At 40.6% G+C, this 15,060-nt stretch carries 9 protein-coding genes and 1 tRNA gene; 5 read left to right on the top strand and 5 right to left on the bottom strand.

Annotation, left to right across the window (positions count from 1 at the left end; genetic code table 11):
• The first annotated feature begins 41 nt into the window (after positions 1-41).
• The 3 genes from P2G54_RS08730 to P2G54_RS08740 all read left to right on the top strand — a co-directional run bounded on the left by P2G54_RS08730 (position 42) and on the right by P2G54_RS08740 (position 5,128).
• Positions 42-2,045: a DUF349 domain-containing protein gene (locus P2G54_RS08730; protein ID WP_275870216.1), complete on the top strand. Its 2,004-nt coding sequence runs from the start codon at positions 42-44 to the stop codon at positions 2,043-2,045.
• Between the two features lie 108 nt (positions 2,046-2,153).
• Positions 2,154-2,226, top strand: a tRNA-Thr gene (locus P2G54_RS08735).
• A gap of 205 nt (positions 2,227-2,431) precedes the next feature.
• Positions 2,432-5,128, top strand: a complete 2,697-nt coding sequence (locus P2G54_RS08740; RefSeq protein WP_275870218.1) for a c-type cytochrome — start codon at positions 2,432-2,434, stop codon at positions 5,126-5,128.
• A 46-nt stretch (positions 5,129-5,174) separates the two neighbouring features.
• On the opposite strand, the gene P2G54_RS08745 is transcribed toward P2G54_RS08740, so the two are convergent.
• From P2G54_RS08745 to P2G54_RS08755, 3 genes are read right to left on the bottom strand one after another with little or no spacing between them, the layout of a single operon-like run.
• Positions 5,175-6,293, bottom strand: coding sequence for a Gfo/Idh/MocA family oxidoreductase (locus P2G54_RS08745; protein ID WP_275870220.1), 1,119 nt, complete (start codon positions 6,291-6,293; stop codon positions 5,175-5,177).
• 38 nt (positions 6,294-6,331) lie between these two features.
• Complete coding sequence (locus P2G54_RS08750; RefSeq protein WP_275870221.1) at positions 6,332-7,192, bottom strand: sugar phosphate isomerase/epimerase family protein; 861 nt, start codon at positions 7,190-7,192, stop codon at positions 6,332-6,334.
• A 9-nt stretch (positions 7,193-7,201) separates the two neighbouring features.
• Positions 7,202-10,717 (bottom strand): PVC-type heme-binding CxxCH protein, encoded by a 3,516-nt coding sequence (locus P2G54_RS08755; RefSeq protein WP_275870223.1) that lies wholly within the window; start codon positions 10,715-10,717, stop codon positions 7,202-7,204.
• 132 nt (positions 10,718-10,849) lie between these two features.
• On the opposite strand from P2G54_RS08755, the gene P2G54_RS08760 reads away from it, so the two are divergent.
• Entirely contained in the window at positions 10,850-11,722 is an 873-nt protein-coding gene (locus P2G54_RS08760; RefSeq protein ID WP_275870224.1) for an AraC family transcriptional regulator, read from the top strand.
• Here the strand turns inward: P2G54_RS08760 and P2G54_RS08765 are convergent.
• Positions 11,719-13,194: a DASS family sodium-coupled anion symporter gene (locus P2G54_RS08765; RefSeq protein WP_275870226.1), complete on the bottom strand. Its 1,476-nt coding sequence runs from the start codon at positions 13,192-13,194 to the stop codon at positions 11,719-11,721. The genes P2G54_RS08760 and P2G54_RS08765 overlap by 4 nt on opposite strands.
• A gap of 215 nt (positions 13,195-13,409) precedes the next feature.
• On the opposite strand from P2G54_RS08765, the gene P2G54_RS08770 reads away from it, so the two are divergent.
• On the top strand, positions 13,410-13,865 hold the full coding sequence (locus tag P2G54_RS08770) for a DinB family protein (protein ID WP_275870227.1): 456 nt from the start codon (positions 13,410-13,412) through the stop codon (positions 13,863-13,865).
• Between the two features lie 20 nt (positions 13,866-13,885).
• On the opposite strand, the gene P2G54_RS08775 is transcribed toward P2G54_RS08770, so the two are convergent.
• The gene (locus P2G54_RS08775; RefSeq protein WP_275870229.1) at positions 13,886-15,058 is read right to left on the bottom strand and encodes a hypothetical protein; all 1,173 of its coding nucleotides are present in this window, start codon (positions 15,056-15,058) and stop codon (positions 13,886-13,888) included.
• Positions 15,059-15,060 lie beyond the last annotated feature (2 nt).

Here is a 15,060-nt window from a genome sequence, read left to right on the forward strand (position 1 = left end):
CCCTACATTTGTCCATATTGCCTTGAAATAGTACCGTTTTTATGACTGAAAAAAGTAATGATTTGTCTGACAAAGACAAGGTGACTCAAGAACCTGAAAAAAATCAGGAAGAGGGTAAAATGGAATTGTCGATTCCTGCAGAAACTGTTGATTCTGAACAAAATTCAGATGCTTCTACTGAAGCTTCTTCGGAGGATAAAGTAGAGGAGCAGGCTGTTGAAGCCAATGAAGAAGAATCAGTTCAAAGTTTGCAAGTCCAAAGCCCTGAAGCTTCCACCGAGCTTTCTGAAGAGGAACATGATGAGAATCATGAAGAAGAGGAGGATCACCATGAAGAGGATTTGGATTTAACAGACCTTAGCAAAAAACAACTTGTCCATCTATTGAGGGAGAAAATTTCGAAAGGAAATATCCTGAAACTTGAAAAAGTTGTGCATGAAATTAAGGCTGCATTCGATGAATTTACCAATAAGGAAAGAGAAGAAGCTCTAGAGAAATTTAAGTCCGAAGGTGGAGTTGAAGATGATTTTGATTTCAGACCTAGTGAGGAGGAACGGGAATTCAACAAATACTATTTTGAGTTTAGAAGCCAGGTTTCATCCATTCGCAAAGAAGCGGAAAAACAAAAGGAAAAGAACCTCGAGGCAAAAACAGAAATACTCAATAGACTTAGGGACTTGGTAGATGGTGAAGAGACCACCCTCAGCATGAATACCATCAAGTCCATTCAGGAAGAGTGGAAAGCAATTGGACCTGTACCTTCAGCTCAAAACAGAAGTCTTTGGGCCAGTTACAATGCATTGATGGATAGGTTCTATGACAATAGAAGTATCTATTTTGAACTTAAGGAACTGGATCGAAAGAAAAACCTTGAAACCAAACTGGAACTTTGTGAAAAAGCTGAAGCACTTAAAGGATTAAAAGATCTTAAAGAAGCGATTAAATCTTTAAATGAACTTCATGAAGAATTTAAGCATACAGGCCCAGTTCCAAGAGAAGACCAAGAGTCTGTTTGGCAGAGATTTAAAGCTGCTTCAGATGCTGTATATGATAGAAGAAAGGACTTTTATGAAAGCCAAAAAGAAGTTTTCAAGAAGAACCAACTTGAAAAAGAAGCATTGATTGAAAAGCTTGCTACTTACAGTGATTTCAAGGCAGACAGGATAAAAGATTGGAACACCAAGACGAAGGAGATCCTAGAGATTCAGAAATCCTGGGAAAAAATCGGTCCCGTACCCCGTGAATCCGGCAAGGAAATCAATAAGTCATTCTGGGCTGCTTTTAAGCAGTTTTTCCATAATAAAAACCAGTTTTTTAAGGGACTGGATGAAATACGGGCGACCAATGAAGCAAAAGCTGAAGAGTTGATCAAAAAAGCCGAGGAGCTAATGGAAAGCACAGATTGGCAAAATACTGCCAATGCTTTGATCAAACTTCAGCAAGACTGGAAAAAGCTGGGACCTATCCCTGAAAAGAGTAGAGATGGTCTTTATAAGCGTTTTAAAAACGCTTGTGATAGCTTCTTTGAAAACAGAAGGAGTTCCAATAAGCAGGAGAACTCGGAATTCGAAGCTAATTATAAAGAAAAGCAGGATATCTGCCAGGAGATCATAGAGGCCTCCAAAGGATCGGAAACTTCCGAAGAAGAATTGACAGATTTGGTTAATAAATTCAATGAAATTGGATTTGTTCCAAGAAAGAACATGAAGGATATCCAGGCTCAGTTTAAAGAGGCAGTTGATACGTATTTGGAAAAACTCGGAGGAGACGACTTTAATAGGGAAGATTTCCTATTCAGGTTAAATCTGAATAGAATCCAATCGGATCCAAATGCGGTAAAGACTTTGAATAAAAAGGAGCATGGTATTCGTAAACAGATTTCCGATTTGGAAAACAACATCACACTTTGGAAAAACAATCTAGAGTTCTTTGCGGCTTCCAAAACAGCTGACAAACTCAAGAATCAGTTTGATGTGAAGATCCAAAAAGCCGAAGAGGAAATTGAAAAGCTTAAGAAAAAGCTTTCGATCCTTAGGGAATTTTAAATTAATCTCTCTCAAAATTAAGAAGATAGAGACAGAAATTAGATTTCAATTCTATTAGGTTTGGACTGAATATATTGAAGACCTATATTTGCGTCACAATTAAGGAACGCCTCTTTAGCTCAGCTGGTAGAGCAACTGACTTGTAATCAGTAGGTCGCTGGTTCGATCCCGGCAAGGGGCTCAAAAACCACTCAGAAATGGGTGGTTTTTTTATTTTATTCAGGACTAGTCAAGAACTAGTCATTTTCTTATCTGCTTGGTTTCACTTCCTTTTTAAGAGCCAGTTTTGGAATTTTTTAATCGGTTTACGAAAAAAGAAATTTTACCCTACTTTGTCTTTAGCAAATTGCCAATATGGCTAAGTCAATTCCAACCTATTAAAAAGCATGCTCCAAATAAAGAAAAACAGCATTTACCCAGGTATTATGATGTTACTGGTTTTTGCATGTAGTAAACCCGAAAAATCGCCTTTTGATGTTTCTCCGGCTGAATCCATGGACCCCAAGAGACTGGAAGAACCTTTTCCCCAAATTTCTGTGCCTGAAGGAGCGGACATGGAGTCCCCAACTTGGAAAGGGATTGATTTAAGTCCAAAACCACCTGTAGTTCCTGTTTCTGCAAATGAGCAAAAGAAATCTTTTGTATTAAAGCCCGGGTTTAAGATGGACCCTGTTTTGTCTGAACCTCTAATTCGAGAACCAGCCGCCATTCAGTTTGATGGAAATGGAAGGATGTATGTATTGGAGCTAAGGACCTATATGCAGGATTTGGATGCGAATGGTGAACTTTTGCCTACTTCCAGAATCTCTAGGTGGGAGGATTTGGACAATGATGGAATTTATGAATCTGGAGTAGTCTTTTTGGATAGTCTGGTATTCCCTCGTTTTGTTTTCCCTTTTGGCCCAAATAGTATTCTTTCCATGGAATCCAATGAAGACCATGTTTACAAATTCACCGATACAGATCAGGATGGTAAAGCAGATAAAAATGAACTGTTTGCTTCTGGTCTGGGTAGATCCGGAAACGTGGAGCATCAAACCAGCTTTTTGACCTGGACTTTGGATAACTGGATGTACAGCACCTACAACAGTAAAAGGATCCGTTGGACTCCAACAGGGGTAATTCAAGAACCCAGTGGTAATCCCTGGGGGCAATGGGGTGTTACACAGGACAATTACGGACAGATTTGGTTTCAGGATGGAGCGGGAGGGGTACCTCAAGGATTTCAATTCCCAATTGTGTATGGAAACTTCCGTGTTGAAGGCGGATTGAAGGATGGATTCCGGGTTCCTTATAGCTTAGTACAGTTAGAGGATTTTCAGCCTGGAATGAAAGAAGTAAAGCCTGATGGATCTCTATCGAATGTAACTGGAGCTGCCGGAAATGATGTGTTTCGGGGTGATCGATTACCCAAAGATCTTGTGGGGGATTATATCTATGGTGAACCCGTAGCTAGGATCGTCAGAAGAGTAGTTACCGAAAAAGTTGAAGGTTTATCCTATTTGCAAAACAAATACATTGATTCGGAATCGGAATTTATCCAATCCACAGATCCATTATTCCGACCGGTAGATATGGCTACGGCTCCAGATGGTACCTTGTACATCGTCGATATGTATAGAGGTATTATTCAGGAAGGGCAGTGGACTCAGGAAGGAAGCTACCTACGAACCAAAATCCAACAATATCAAATGGATGATGTCATTGGAAATGGTAGAATTTGGAGGCTTTCCCATGAATCCATGCCCAGAAATACCCAAAAACCTCGGATGTATGAAGAAACCGGAGCAGAACTAGTCAAGCATTTAGAGCATCCAAACGGATGGTGGAGAGATATGGCTCAGCAGATTTTAATCTTGAATCAGGATAAATCTGTGGTAGGGGAATTGGTTAATTATGCGAATAACTCTTCCAATAAGCTAACCCGAATTCATGCTTTGTGGACTTTGGAAGGATTGGGTGAACTTAAACCTGAAATGGTTAGATCATTTATAAAAGACCAAAATCCTAAAATCAGAATCCAAGGCTTAAGAGCCGGGGAGACATTGTATAAATATGGAGATAAAAGCCTGGCTGATGATTACAGGGATGCTGCTAAAGACAATGACCCTGAGGTCGCAATACAGGCAATTCTAAGTGCAAATTTTTTGAAAATTGATCAAGTAGAAAATCTGATCAAGAATACCATGGAAAGTAATCCTTCCAAAGGAATTCAGGTGGTTGGAGAACAATTATTGGAGAAAATGGCAGAAGCTAAAAAAGCTGAAGTAACCAAGTATTCTCCAAAGGAGCTGGCACTTTTCACAAAGGGTAAAACCATTTATGATAGCTACTGCTCAATTTGCCATGGGCCTAATGGTCTAGGAGCTCCCACTGGAAATGGTCATTTGATTGCCCCTGCATTTTCAGGATCACCAAGGATCTTAGGGCATCCAGAATATGCGGTAAAGGTGCTTTTGCACGGTTTAACTGGAGGAATTGATAATAATGAATATGAAGGTGTAATGATAGCAATGGACTCCAACGATGATGATTACCTTGCTTCTGTGATTTCCTATATCAGAAATGAATTTGGAAACTCAGCAAGCTTTGTTCAGCCAGAATTTGTAGCTCAAATCCGGAAGGAGACAGAGTCCAGAAAAACCAATTATTCATTTGATGAGCTAATTGGTGAAATTCCCAAAGCACTCAGTTTTCAGGACAATTGGGAAGTCTCAGCGAGTAGTACAGCCTACATAGGAGTGGGCTACCCAAAAGATCCATCTTATGTCTTCACATTCAAAGGCTGGAAAACAGAAGGGCCACAGGAAACCGGAAACTGGCTTATGGTCAAATTACCTACAGCTCATATATTGACAGAAATCCAGTTTGATTCCGGAAAAGAAGGGTTTCCAATTTCTTATGCTGTTTCAGTGTCTACGGATGGAAGATCCTGGGCAAAAGTTGGAAAATCAAAAGGAAATCCAGGAGTTAACAATTTGAGCTGGAAAGCTTTAGGAAATGTAAATTATCTCAAAATAGAATCCCTTTCTAATGGTGAAAATCCATGGGAGATGAAAAACTTGACTTTTTATGCCCGGTAAATTTCAGGCAAAAGAGAAAGCCCCGAAATGATTCGGGGCTCTTTTCTTACTTTTTGCTTAATGTAAATTCAGGAAGGTATTTAATTTTTCCTCCTTCCATAGCAGATTCATGTGCCAGAATACCTACACAGGTGATATTAGCAGATTGTCTTGCATCTGGGTAAGGAGCCCTTTCTTCAGCCAATGCGGTCAAAAATTCATGAACCAAATGTGGGTGTGATCCTCCATGACCAGACCCTTGGATAAAGGAAAGGTGTTGGTTATCGTCTGAATCATAAACTCCTTGCGTTGTAAAAGGAGCAATTTCATCCGGAAGCAAATGTGCAAAATCTGGAATCTTTACTCTGGAAGGAATTTCTCCTTCATGCATGACAGAATCTTCATGCTCGATCAATGTCCATTCGAATGACTTTTTAGAACCATATACATCGAAGCTTTCACGGTACTGTCTAGCCGTATTAAACAATGACCTGGTCACTTCAGCAGCCAAATCAGAATCCTTCAATTTGATATGACAAGTTTCAATGGCAAATGGAGAACCATACTTAGGAATCAAATTTTCATCAATTCTACCGGAACCCAGGCAAGAAACATATTCAGCTTGCCCTTTTGGTAAGGCTAAAACCGGACCCACGCAATGGGTAGCATAATGCATAGGAGGGAGGCCTTCCCAGTATCCAGGCCAGCCAGCCATTTCCTGCTGATGGGATGCTCTTAGAAACTGGATCTTGCCTAGCTCACCTTTCTCATACATTTCCTTCACAAAGAGGAATTCACGACTGTAAATCACCGTTTCCATCATCATATAAGTCAATCCCGTTTGTTCGGTGAGCTCAACGATTTGACGGCATTCCTCAACTGTTGTAGCCATAGGAACAGTACAGGCGACATGTTTGCCAGCTTTCAAAGCTTTAATGGATTGTTCAGCATGGTTTTGAATAGGAGTATTGATGTGAACGGCATCAATATTCGGGTCCTTCAACAATTCGTCGTAATCCGTGTAAACCTTTTCAATCCCAAATGCTTTCCCTATTTCCTCTGCTTTTTCCTTATTTCTTTGGCAGATGGCATACATGTTGGCCAATGGATGCTTTTGGTAAATTGGGATAAACTCAGCTCCAAAGCCTAAACCTATAATGGCAATATTGAATTGTTTCTTACTCATTTTTACTTCAATTTCGATTTAAAAATTTTAATTCTAATTTATGCTGCGGCCCATTTTTTCAGGAATTCAAGACCTTCCTTTGCGAAACCATCCTGACTGGGAACCAAGGGTTTCCAAATACAAACAGCTCCTGCTAGTTCTTTCACCTCAGGGGTAAAACTTTCAATAGATATCGTGCCTTGATAGTTTATAGCCTCTAAACCTCGTTTCCATGCAGCCCAATTGGTCTGTCCGGTTCCAGGTGTACCCCTGTAATTTTCCGAAACCTGTACATGAATGAGTTTCTCACCTACTCTTCGTATTGCTTGCTCAATATCAGGTTCCTCAATATTCATATGAAAGCCATCCAAAATAGCCTTCGCCTGTGGCTCATTGATATCATGGATCAATTGCATCAATTCTTCCGCTGTATTGATCAGGTCTGTTTCGAAGCGGTTAAGCGTTTCTATGGCAATCTCCAACCCAAACTCTCCAGCACGTCCACAGACCTTTCTGAGATTGGTTACAGCTCGGTTCCATTCGATCTTCTTTTGTTCCGGAGAAACCAGTCTTGCCTTTCCAACAGCTGAATACATGGGACCGGCCACAAAACCGGCACCTAGTTCAGATGCAATTTCAAAACAGGCTTCTAGGTAATCAAAACAGGTTTTATGATAACTGGGATCTTCATGAGTCAGGTCCCTGGTAGGCCCAAAAGCCCCACAGATAATGGGACTAAGCCCATTATCCGCAAGCGCTTTTTTTACCCAATCAGTATCAATCAATGCCGGATCTTCTACCGGTATTTCTACGGAATCGTAACCATAGCTCTTAATTTTTGGAAACAAATTGACCGTTTCCTTATTAAAAGGGGAGGTCCAAAGCCAGGTACTAACTCCAAATTTTACATTCAACGCCATTCCTATTCTCTATTCTACTTTCATTATTCCGTTCATAATTCTCCAGTGTCCAGGGACAGTGCAGACAAATGGATACTCTCCAGGCTCAGTAGGAGCAGTAAATACCAAGGATTCCCTTCCTTCCGGATCTACGAGTCGTGTAGCTGCAATTACCTGAGGAATTTTAGGTACGAAATTTTGCTCGGCTCCTTTTGGATTCCTTGCCAATTCGTCCGCTGCCTTTCCAATGGTTTCCATTTCACCTTTCTGTCCTATCACCAAATTGTGTTGCATAAAGTCAGGGTTTTCAAAATCAATGGTAACCTGAGAACCTGCTTTCACGGTAAATTCAGCCTTGTTGAATTTCATCTCATGAGGTATCACCCCAAGTTTCACATAGGAAGTACCATTTACGGTAGAAGCAGCTACTGATTCATCCAAAACCTGAACATCCGCTCCCGGCTTGGTAAGTGCCAGAGTGGATTTGTTGCTCAATCGGCCTCCAAACCACCAGGTACCTTCATATTTACCCACTACATTTCTTCCGTCATTCTGACCTACACGAACTCGCCTTGGAGTTAGTTCAGAGGCAAAAAGACCTTGGGTTTTTCCTTTGGCAATTTCCTCACCATTGATTTTCAATACCATGCTTCCATCTTCTACCAAGCTTGCATCAATGGTAAACTGCTCCTCGGGTAGTCCTTTTTTGGAACTTAGGATGGTCAACTTTTCATTTTGAGCAATGGCAAAGTGCAGGGCATCCTGATGGATGTACAAACTGTAACCATTGGTATTGTTTCCTTGTGCCACCAAAACCCCTTCCAAAGGATTATTTCCTTTTGCAACCATCATTCGGATTGCGATTTCTTTTCCAGCTACATCAGGAGGGAAGAGAATGGAATTTCTTTGATCCAAAGGATATTGCTCAGCTACAAGGCTTCGGCTGATTCGATCGGCAAGGGACAGTTCTGTATCAGCAGAGGCCTGAATAGCCAATGAGCTTTCACGCTTGGCAAATTCAGTAGGATGGGCCAAAACCGCTGCGAAAATTGCCTGAGGTAAAAAGGCATCTTCTCCGTTTTCTTTGACATTGGCAGCCTCAAGTAGTTTGGCAGCCGCTTCTTCAGAGAAAGGCATGTCTGAAACCGCCAGGAAAGCATATTTTCTGGTATGCAGGTCAGGGTCATTGATCAAGTCAGATCCCAAAATTGCTTTTAATGCATCCGGAGTTTTAGGCAATACTCTCAAAGCATTTTTTCTAACAGCAGCAGAAGGATGGCGCAAGGCTTTTTCCACAATCATTTCAGCTTCCCTGTTTTCACCGTTCAACTCTCCCAAACCATGTAAAGCCCAAAGTGCATTGATGGCTGGACCATTGAGTCCTATTTCATCTGTATTGGTATCCGAAATGATTTTATACAAATCAGGAAGCACTGATTTATTTTGTTGCTCCACGATCAGTCTTTGAGCAGTAAGTCTCCAGAACATATTTTCGCTTTTAAGGGCTTCAATCAGTTCTCCAGCATCTGCATTCTTCAAATCGAAAACCTCTGAGTCCTCACCGCCTTTGTATTTCAATCTGTAAATACGTCCGTGTTGACGGTCTCTCAAAGGATTGATGTAAGCATTTCCAGCCCCATTTTCAAAGCCTCTTGGTGTTGGATTGTGCTGTATGATGAAATTATACCAATCTGCAACCCAAAGTGCTCCATCAGGGCCAACTTCTGCATGAACAGGGGAGAACCACTCATCTGAACTCGCAAGAATATTGAAACCATTTTTTTCCTTGAATCCGGAACCTTCACCATTAATGAGTGCATTATGCAATACGCGTCCGGTTGGCTCTGCTACGAAAGCAATCTTGTTCCAATAGTTTTTTGGGAAACTTCTTGCTGTATAGAAGTTATGACCAGCTGCAGCCGTATAGCCTCCATGCCAATCTACCTGACGTAGGAAAGGAGTCAAATGAGGCATATCGTAATGGCTATCAATTCCATGAACTGTATTGGCTGAGCCCTGGAAAACAGGACGCTTCACATAATTATTAGCCATGGAAAAATAGACACTGTGCTGTCCATTTGCTGTGGAAATAAAGGTTTCAAAGTCCTCTGTAAAACCTAATCCCCAGGTATTATTGGAGGTATTTCCAAGGTATTCCAGATTCTCTCCGTTGGTTTCAAAACGGTAAACTCCTTGTCCAAAAGTGTGGTTTACGCCACTGACTTCTCCATTAAAACCAGAGTAACCAAGTACCCCCCATATTTTATTGTCAAAACCATATTTTAGATTGGATGGGCCGGCATGGGTATCGCTTTTTCCCCAGCCTGTCATGATCACTTCACGAACATCAGCCACATCATCCCCGTCGGTATCCTTTAGGAATATAAAATCAGGAGCCATGGAAATCAAAATACCTCCATTAACAGCCATGATGGAAGTTGGGATATTTAGGTTTTCAGCAAAAACGGTGACTTTGTCTGCTTTGCCATCTCCATCTGTATCTTCCAAAATCTTGATCTTGTCATTGCCCCCTTCCGTACGTACCTCGTTGGGATAGTCGGTGGTTTCTATCACAAAAAGTCTTCCTCTTTCATCCCAAGTCATAGACATTGGGTTGGTGATCATGGGTTCGGAAGCAAAAAGCTGCAATTCAAACCCAACAGGAACCTGAACCAGCTTCATGGATTCCTCAGGGCTTAGAGGCATCTGAAAACGAGGAGCAGGGTCTCTTCTTTCATAATTAGGGATTTCTGCATCCTTAAATTCAGTCTGAGGGATTTGATAGGCCTGTAATAAGGCATTTACCTCATCTCCAACTGCCCAAAGTATTCCATTGGCCACTAATTCCTGAAATTCCTTTTTTTCCCAAGTCTTTTCGTTGTGACCATAGGCAGTATAAAATACCCTGCCTTTTCCTTCATTTCTCACCCAGGTATAAGGTTCCCGGTGATTTCCTTCAACACGTTCCATCAAAACATGCATATCCGGATTGACTTTTGAATGAACATAGGTTTCATCCCATGTTTCAAACTCAGAAATTCCCTGCATAGCAGGATGTTCTGAATCTATGATCGATACGGTAAAATCGCCCGCTCCATGGGTACTAAACTGTCCACCAACCGCATTGATATACCAATCGGAATTCTGGAAACAAAAAGAAGCACTATGTATCGGAATCAGCGCCTTTCCGCTTTCCACATACGATTTAAGGGCTTTTTCCTGATCAGGGCTGATCTGCTCATGATTGGCGTAGATCATCAATCCATCGTAGTTGTTCAACTTGCCCTCATTGAGGTCATTGACATCTGTGGTATAGGTTAGATTGATTCCCTTTTGAAACAAAGGGGTGGAAAGGTACATCATCAATTTTTCTGAGTTGTGATGCTCACTTTCATGACCCAAAACAAGGATCTCAACTCTCCTGGGATCTGTCGAAGAAAGGAAGTTCTCTTGACTGTTTTTAGTGCATGCTCCCAGCACCAAAGCGAACAAGAAAATCCAAATACCCTGTCGCATTTTTAGGTGACTATTATCTTGGTTTATCATACTATGGGTTTACTTGTGTAATTAAATGCCATATTCATCAATTTCAGGATAGAAATCTCACTGTATCCATTTAAATTATGACTGTATTTTGACAATTATTGATTAGGTGATTTTTAAAAATAGCATTAATCAGTGAAGAAACCACTCAAAAAATCCCGCATTCCAGAAAATAAAACATTCGTAATCAAAGAGTTAATTGCTCCTTATTTTGATGTGAGCTGGCACTTTCATTCAGAATATCAGTTATTTATTGCATTGAAGGGTAGGGGAACCCGTTTCGTGGGAGACCATATGAAGACATTTCGGGAAGGGGATATGGTTTTGACCGGGCCCAATTTGCCTCATTTATGGAGAAATGACAATGAGTATTTCGACCTCAACAATGGCTTGGAAACTCATGGGATTGTGATTTATTTTCCAGAGGATCTAATGAATAATTCGGTCTTCAAACTGGAGGAATTTGAAAGTATAGCCCAGATGCTTAGGCGTTCAGAACTGGGGTTGGAAATCACCGGAGAAACCAATCAAATTATCCGAAAACTCATGCAGGAAATGATAGGTCTTAAAGGTGGCCCTCAAGTGATTAATTTTTTCAAAATCCTGCACATTATTTCTGAGTCCAATGAAGTAAAAACAATTGTGACGACCGGATATACCAATACCAATAAAGAGTCCGAAAAAGACCGGATGGGACAGGTTTATGAATATGTAATGAACAATTTTAAGGATAAAGTATCCTTGGAAAAAGCCGCAGAAATTGCCAATCTTTCTCCCTCTGCTTTTAGCCGATTTTTCAAATCCCGTGTCAATAAATCCTTTTCAGAATTTCTCATCGACATCAGGATCAGTCATGCTTGTAAACTCCTAAATGAAAGTGAATTGAATATCAGTGAGATATCCTATGAATGCGGATATTTTACCCTTTCCAACTTTAACAAACAGTTTAAGGAGAAAATGGGGAAGACACCTTTGGCCTATAGAAAGGACTTTAGCCTGAATTATTAATGAGATTCGAAAGGATTTGAATTCAATTCAATTCCCCAAAGTGTAGGTAGAAAATAGTAAACCATCAACGTCACTAGGATAATAGAAATGATGTTGAGCCAGAATCCTGCAGTGACCATATCTTTCATTTTCAGATATCCCGATCCAAATACCACCGCATTGGGAGGGGTGGCAACGGGAAGCATAAAGGCACAACTAGCAGCCAATGTAGCGCCAACCATCAATCCGAAAGGATGCAGGTCCAATTTGATCGCCACTGAGGCAAGAATGGGCAAAAGCATGGAAGCAGTAGCCACATTGGAGGTGACTTCTGTAAGGAAATTCACCGAAGCAATGATGATCAATAGCAATAGTATTAAACTAATTCCTTCTATGAGAGTGAATCTTTGACCGATCCATTCAGCCAATCCGGTTTCTTTAAAGCCTTCTGCCAGAGCCAAACCACCTCCAAAAAGAATCAAAACACCCCAAGGAATCTGTTCTGCAGTTTTCCAGTCAAGGATTCTCTCATGTTTAGAGGAGGAGGGAAGCAAGAAAAGTAAAACCACTCCAATCAATACAATAATGGTGTCATCGATCTGTGGGAAAATTTTGACAATCAAAAAACTTCTGGAAATCCAGGCAAAACACACCAAAAGAAAAACAGCCAATACAGATTTTTCTTCAAAGGAAATTTTCCCCAAGGATTTTAGTTGAGTACCGATAATTGATTTTCCGTCACTAATGCTAAGCTTTTTAGGTAGAGGGTTGGCTTTGGTGACCAAATAAAACCAACAGATTCCCAATAGGATCACAGCCAATGGAAAACCAAAAAACAACCATTCATTGAATCCAATGCTATAATCATAGAGCTCATTGACAACCGCCGCAAGAATGGCATTGGTAGGGGTTCCGATCAAAGTAGCCACACCGCCAATGGAAGCTCCATATGCAATGCCTAACATGATATTTTTCCCTAAATTCTCAGAAATTGACGAATTGGATACGCCCAACTGGGATTTAAACTGATTGACAACTGCCAAACCAATTGGAAGCATCATAAGTGATGTAGCAGAATTCGAAATCCACATGGATAGAAATCCAGTAGCCAAAATAAAACCCAAAACAATTTTTCGAAGATCCGTACCCAGGATATTGATGATATTCAAGGCAATCCTTCTGTGTAAATTCCATTTTTCAATTCCTGTAGCCATCAAAAATCCACCCATGTACAATAGAACTGTAGGGTGCATGTAATTGGCTGAAACATTTCCAATTTTTAGAATTCCCAATAAAGGCATCAGGATTAAAGGCAAAAATGCAGTAGCCGCAATAGGCAGTGCTTCGGTAATCCACCAGATGGCCATCCAAACAGCCAAACCGAGCATAGCCTGAGCTTCAGGATTTAAACCTTCGGATTGAGCAAAAAAATAGATCAGAATAAATGCTATAGGACCGAAGTAAAGTCCCAATCTGGGCAACCAGTTACTCATTTGTAGTAGAAATGGGGTGGGTAGATTATTTCATAGGCTAAAATAGAAAAGAATTTGAAAGGAGGCTTCTTTTTTATTTATTTAACATAATATAAATTATAGAACAATAATACCAATTTGGATTTCTAACAGAGGTTCAAGAAATTCAAAAGAAATCATTTAAATACAAATAACCTCCAATATCCTAGAGTCTGGAACCAATTAATACTACTAAGATGAAAACCAAAACAACTCTATTACTCGAATTATGGATAGAATCCCGTACCCGCTTTTCCAATCAATTGGAACACATTTCAGAACAGGATTTGAAAAAGAAGTTGGGCAATGCTCCGAATTCGGTGGGTTTTTTGATCCGCCATATTGGAGAAGTTGAATTGCTCTTTGCAAAAAATGTGTTTGGGGATGCCTCGATTAAAATTTCCGCAGAAACCATCAAAGCTCAACATGACAGCGGTGAATGGACAGATTTGGAAGCTTTGAAAAAATTTGTTTCAGAGTCCTTTTCAAAGCTCAAATTCATCGTGGAGCAACAAAAAGAGGATGATTGGGAAAGCAGTATTACCACCAAAGAATTTGGGACCAAAACCAAGGCAGAAGCTTTTGGTAGGATCATTTCCCATACGGCCTATCATGCAGGTCAATTGGCGATTATCAAAAAATACGGGAGTTAATCCCTACAAGGAATTGAAGCTCAATAACTCCATTTAATCCTCAAATACGCTCGGTGTACAGCCCCTTTGAACACCTCATTTTGTTCCGCAAAGAAGGATTGCCAAGTAAGATCCAAATCCAAATTGGTGGCCAGGTTGTACTGCAAAGTTGGAAGAATCAAGAATAGATTGGTTCCCGGTGCATAAATCCCTGAAAGACTGCCTGTAAACAAGGGAGTGATTTGTTTGGACGTAATCAGGGCTACATTCCATTTGGTAGGCATCAAATTTTGCGGAGTCAATTGAAAGTCTGACAAATTCAGAAAATCCATAGCCTCCGTTGTCCCGTTACTGTTCATCAAAAACCCCAAATTGAGATACCAGCCTTTGGAAAACAGATAATCGGATTCTACGACGAGATTCACTTGGGAATTGTCTGAATTGTGAGCTGAGAAATATTGAATTTCTCCTTTAAATCCAAAATCCTTAATACTTCCTGACCATCCGCCACCTAAGGTGAATTTTTCACGAAAAACCCCAGTAGTAAACTGGAAATCGTAATTCCATTTATTGGTAAAGTATTTCAGGGCTGCGTCTGTATTTTCTCTTTTGGAGGATGTCGCCAGAGCAAACTGAATATTACTCATTCCTGTAAAATTATAGCGGAATTTGACTGCGTCACTACCGGGCCTTTCTTCGTAATCGAAATCCAAAAAATTATAGGTGTTGTAAATATCGTTGGGATTCCAGAGGGTAGCCATCCCCCAGTTTATGCGTTGTTTTCCCAGCCTGACATCCCATTTCTCTGCCCGGTATTCCAGCCATAACCGATCTATATAGGTTTGCATCAGGGCATTCTCAGTATCAAACCAAATGATGGAAGTATTGAGGCTAGCTTCAGAATTGGTGATCAAATTGGAATAATTAGGGGTGTTTCGGATTTCCTCGCCCCAAAATATCCGATTCCGAAATTCAGCTGCACCTGAAATCCGATCACTTGGATTCCATTTGATATTCAAACGGTGATGGATCAGATTACCATTTATGGACTCGTCAAAATTTCCCGTAAAGGTCTTATAATTCAAGTATTTCAAATAGCCCCCTATCTCCCACTTCGGCGCTTTTTCCAGGTCCCAAGCTTCCTCCTGCCCATACAAAAAATGGGGTAATCCTACTGTAATCAAAAATAAGGGAAGCAGGAATTTGAAAGACATAA

The sequence above is a fragment of the Algoriphagus sp. CAU 1675 genome (genome assembly GCF_029222925.1).
Classification (GTDB): Bacteria; Bacteroidota; Bacteroidia; order Cytophagales; family Cyclobacteriaceae; genus Algoriphagus.

What these genes read in the sequence shown, in the direction of transcription:
- P2G54_RS08740 (WP_275870218.1), top strand. Translation starts at nt 2,432, where the DNA reads ATGCTCCAAATAAAGAAAAACAGCATTTACCCAGGTATTATGATGTTA.
- P2G54_RS08750 (WP_275870221.1), bottom strand. Translation starts at nt 7,192, where the DNA reads ATGGCGTTGAATGTAAAATTTGGAGTTAGTACCTGGCTTTGGACCTCC.
- P2G54_RS08765 (WP_275870226.1), bottom strand. Translation starts at nt 13,194, where the DNA reads ATGAGTAACTGGTTGCCCAGATTGGGACTTTACTTCGGTCCTATAGCA.
- P2G54_RS08745 (WP_275870220.1), bottom strand. Translation starts at nt 6,293, where the DNA reads ATGAGTAAGAAACAATTCAATATTGCCATTATAGGTTTAGGCTTTGGA.
- P2G54_RS08775 (WP_275870229.1), bottom strand. Translation starts at nt 15,058, where the DNA reads ATGTCTTTCAAATTCCTGCTTCCCTTATTTTTGATTACAGTAGGATTA.
- P2G54_RS08730 (WP_275870216.1), top strand. Translation starts at nt 42, where the DNA reads ATGACTGAAAAAAGTAATGATTTGTCTGACAAAGACAAGGTGACTCAA.
- P2G54_RS08770 (WP_275870227.1), top strand. Translation starts at nt 13,410, where the DNA reads ATGAAAACCAAAACAACTCTATTACTCGAATTATGGATAGAATCCCGT.
- P2G54_RS08755 (WP_275870223.1), bottom strand. Translation starts at nt 10,717, where the DNA reads ATGATAAACCAAGATAATAGTCACCTAAAAATGCGACAGGGTATTTGG.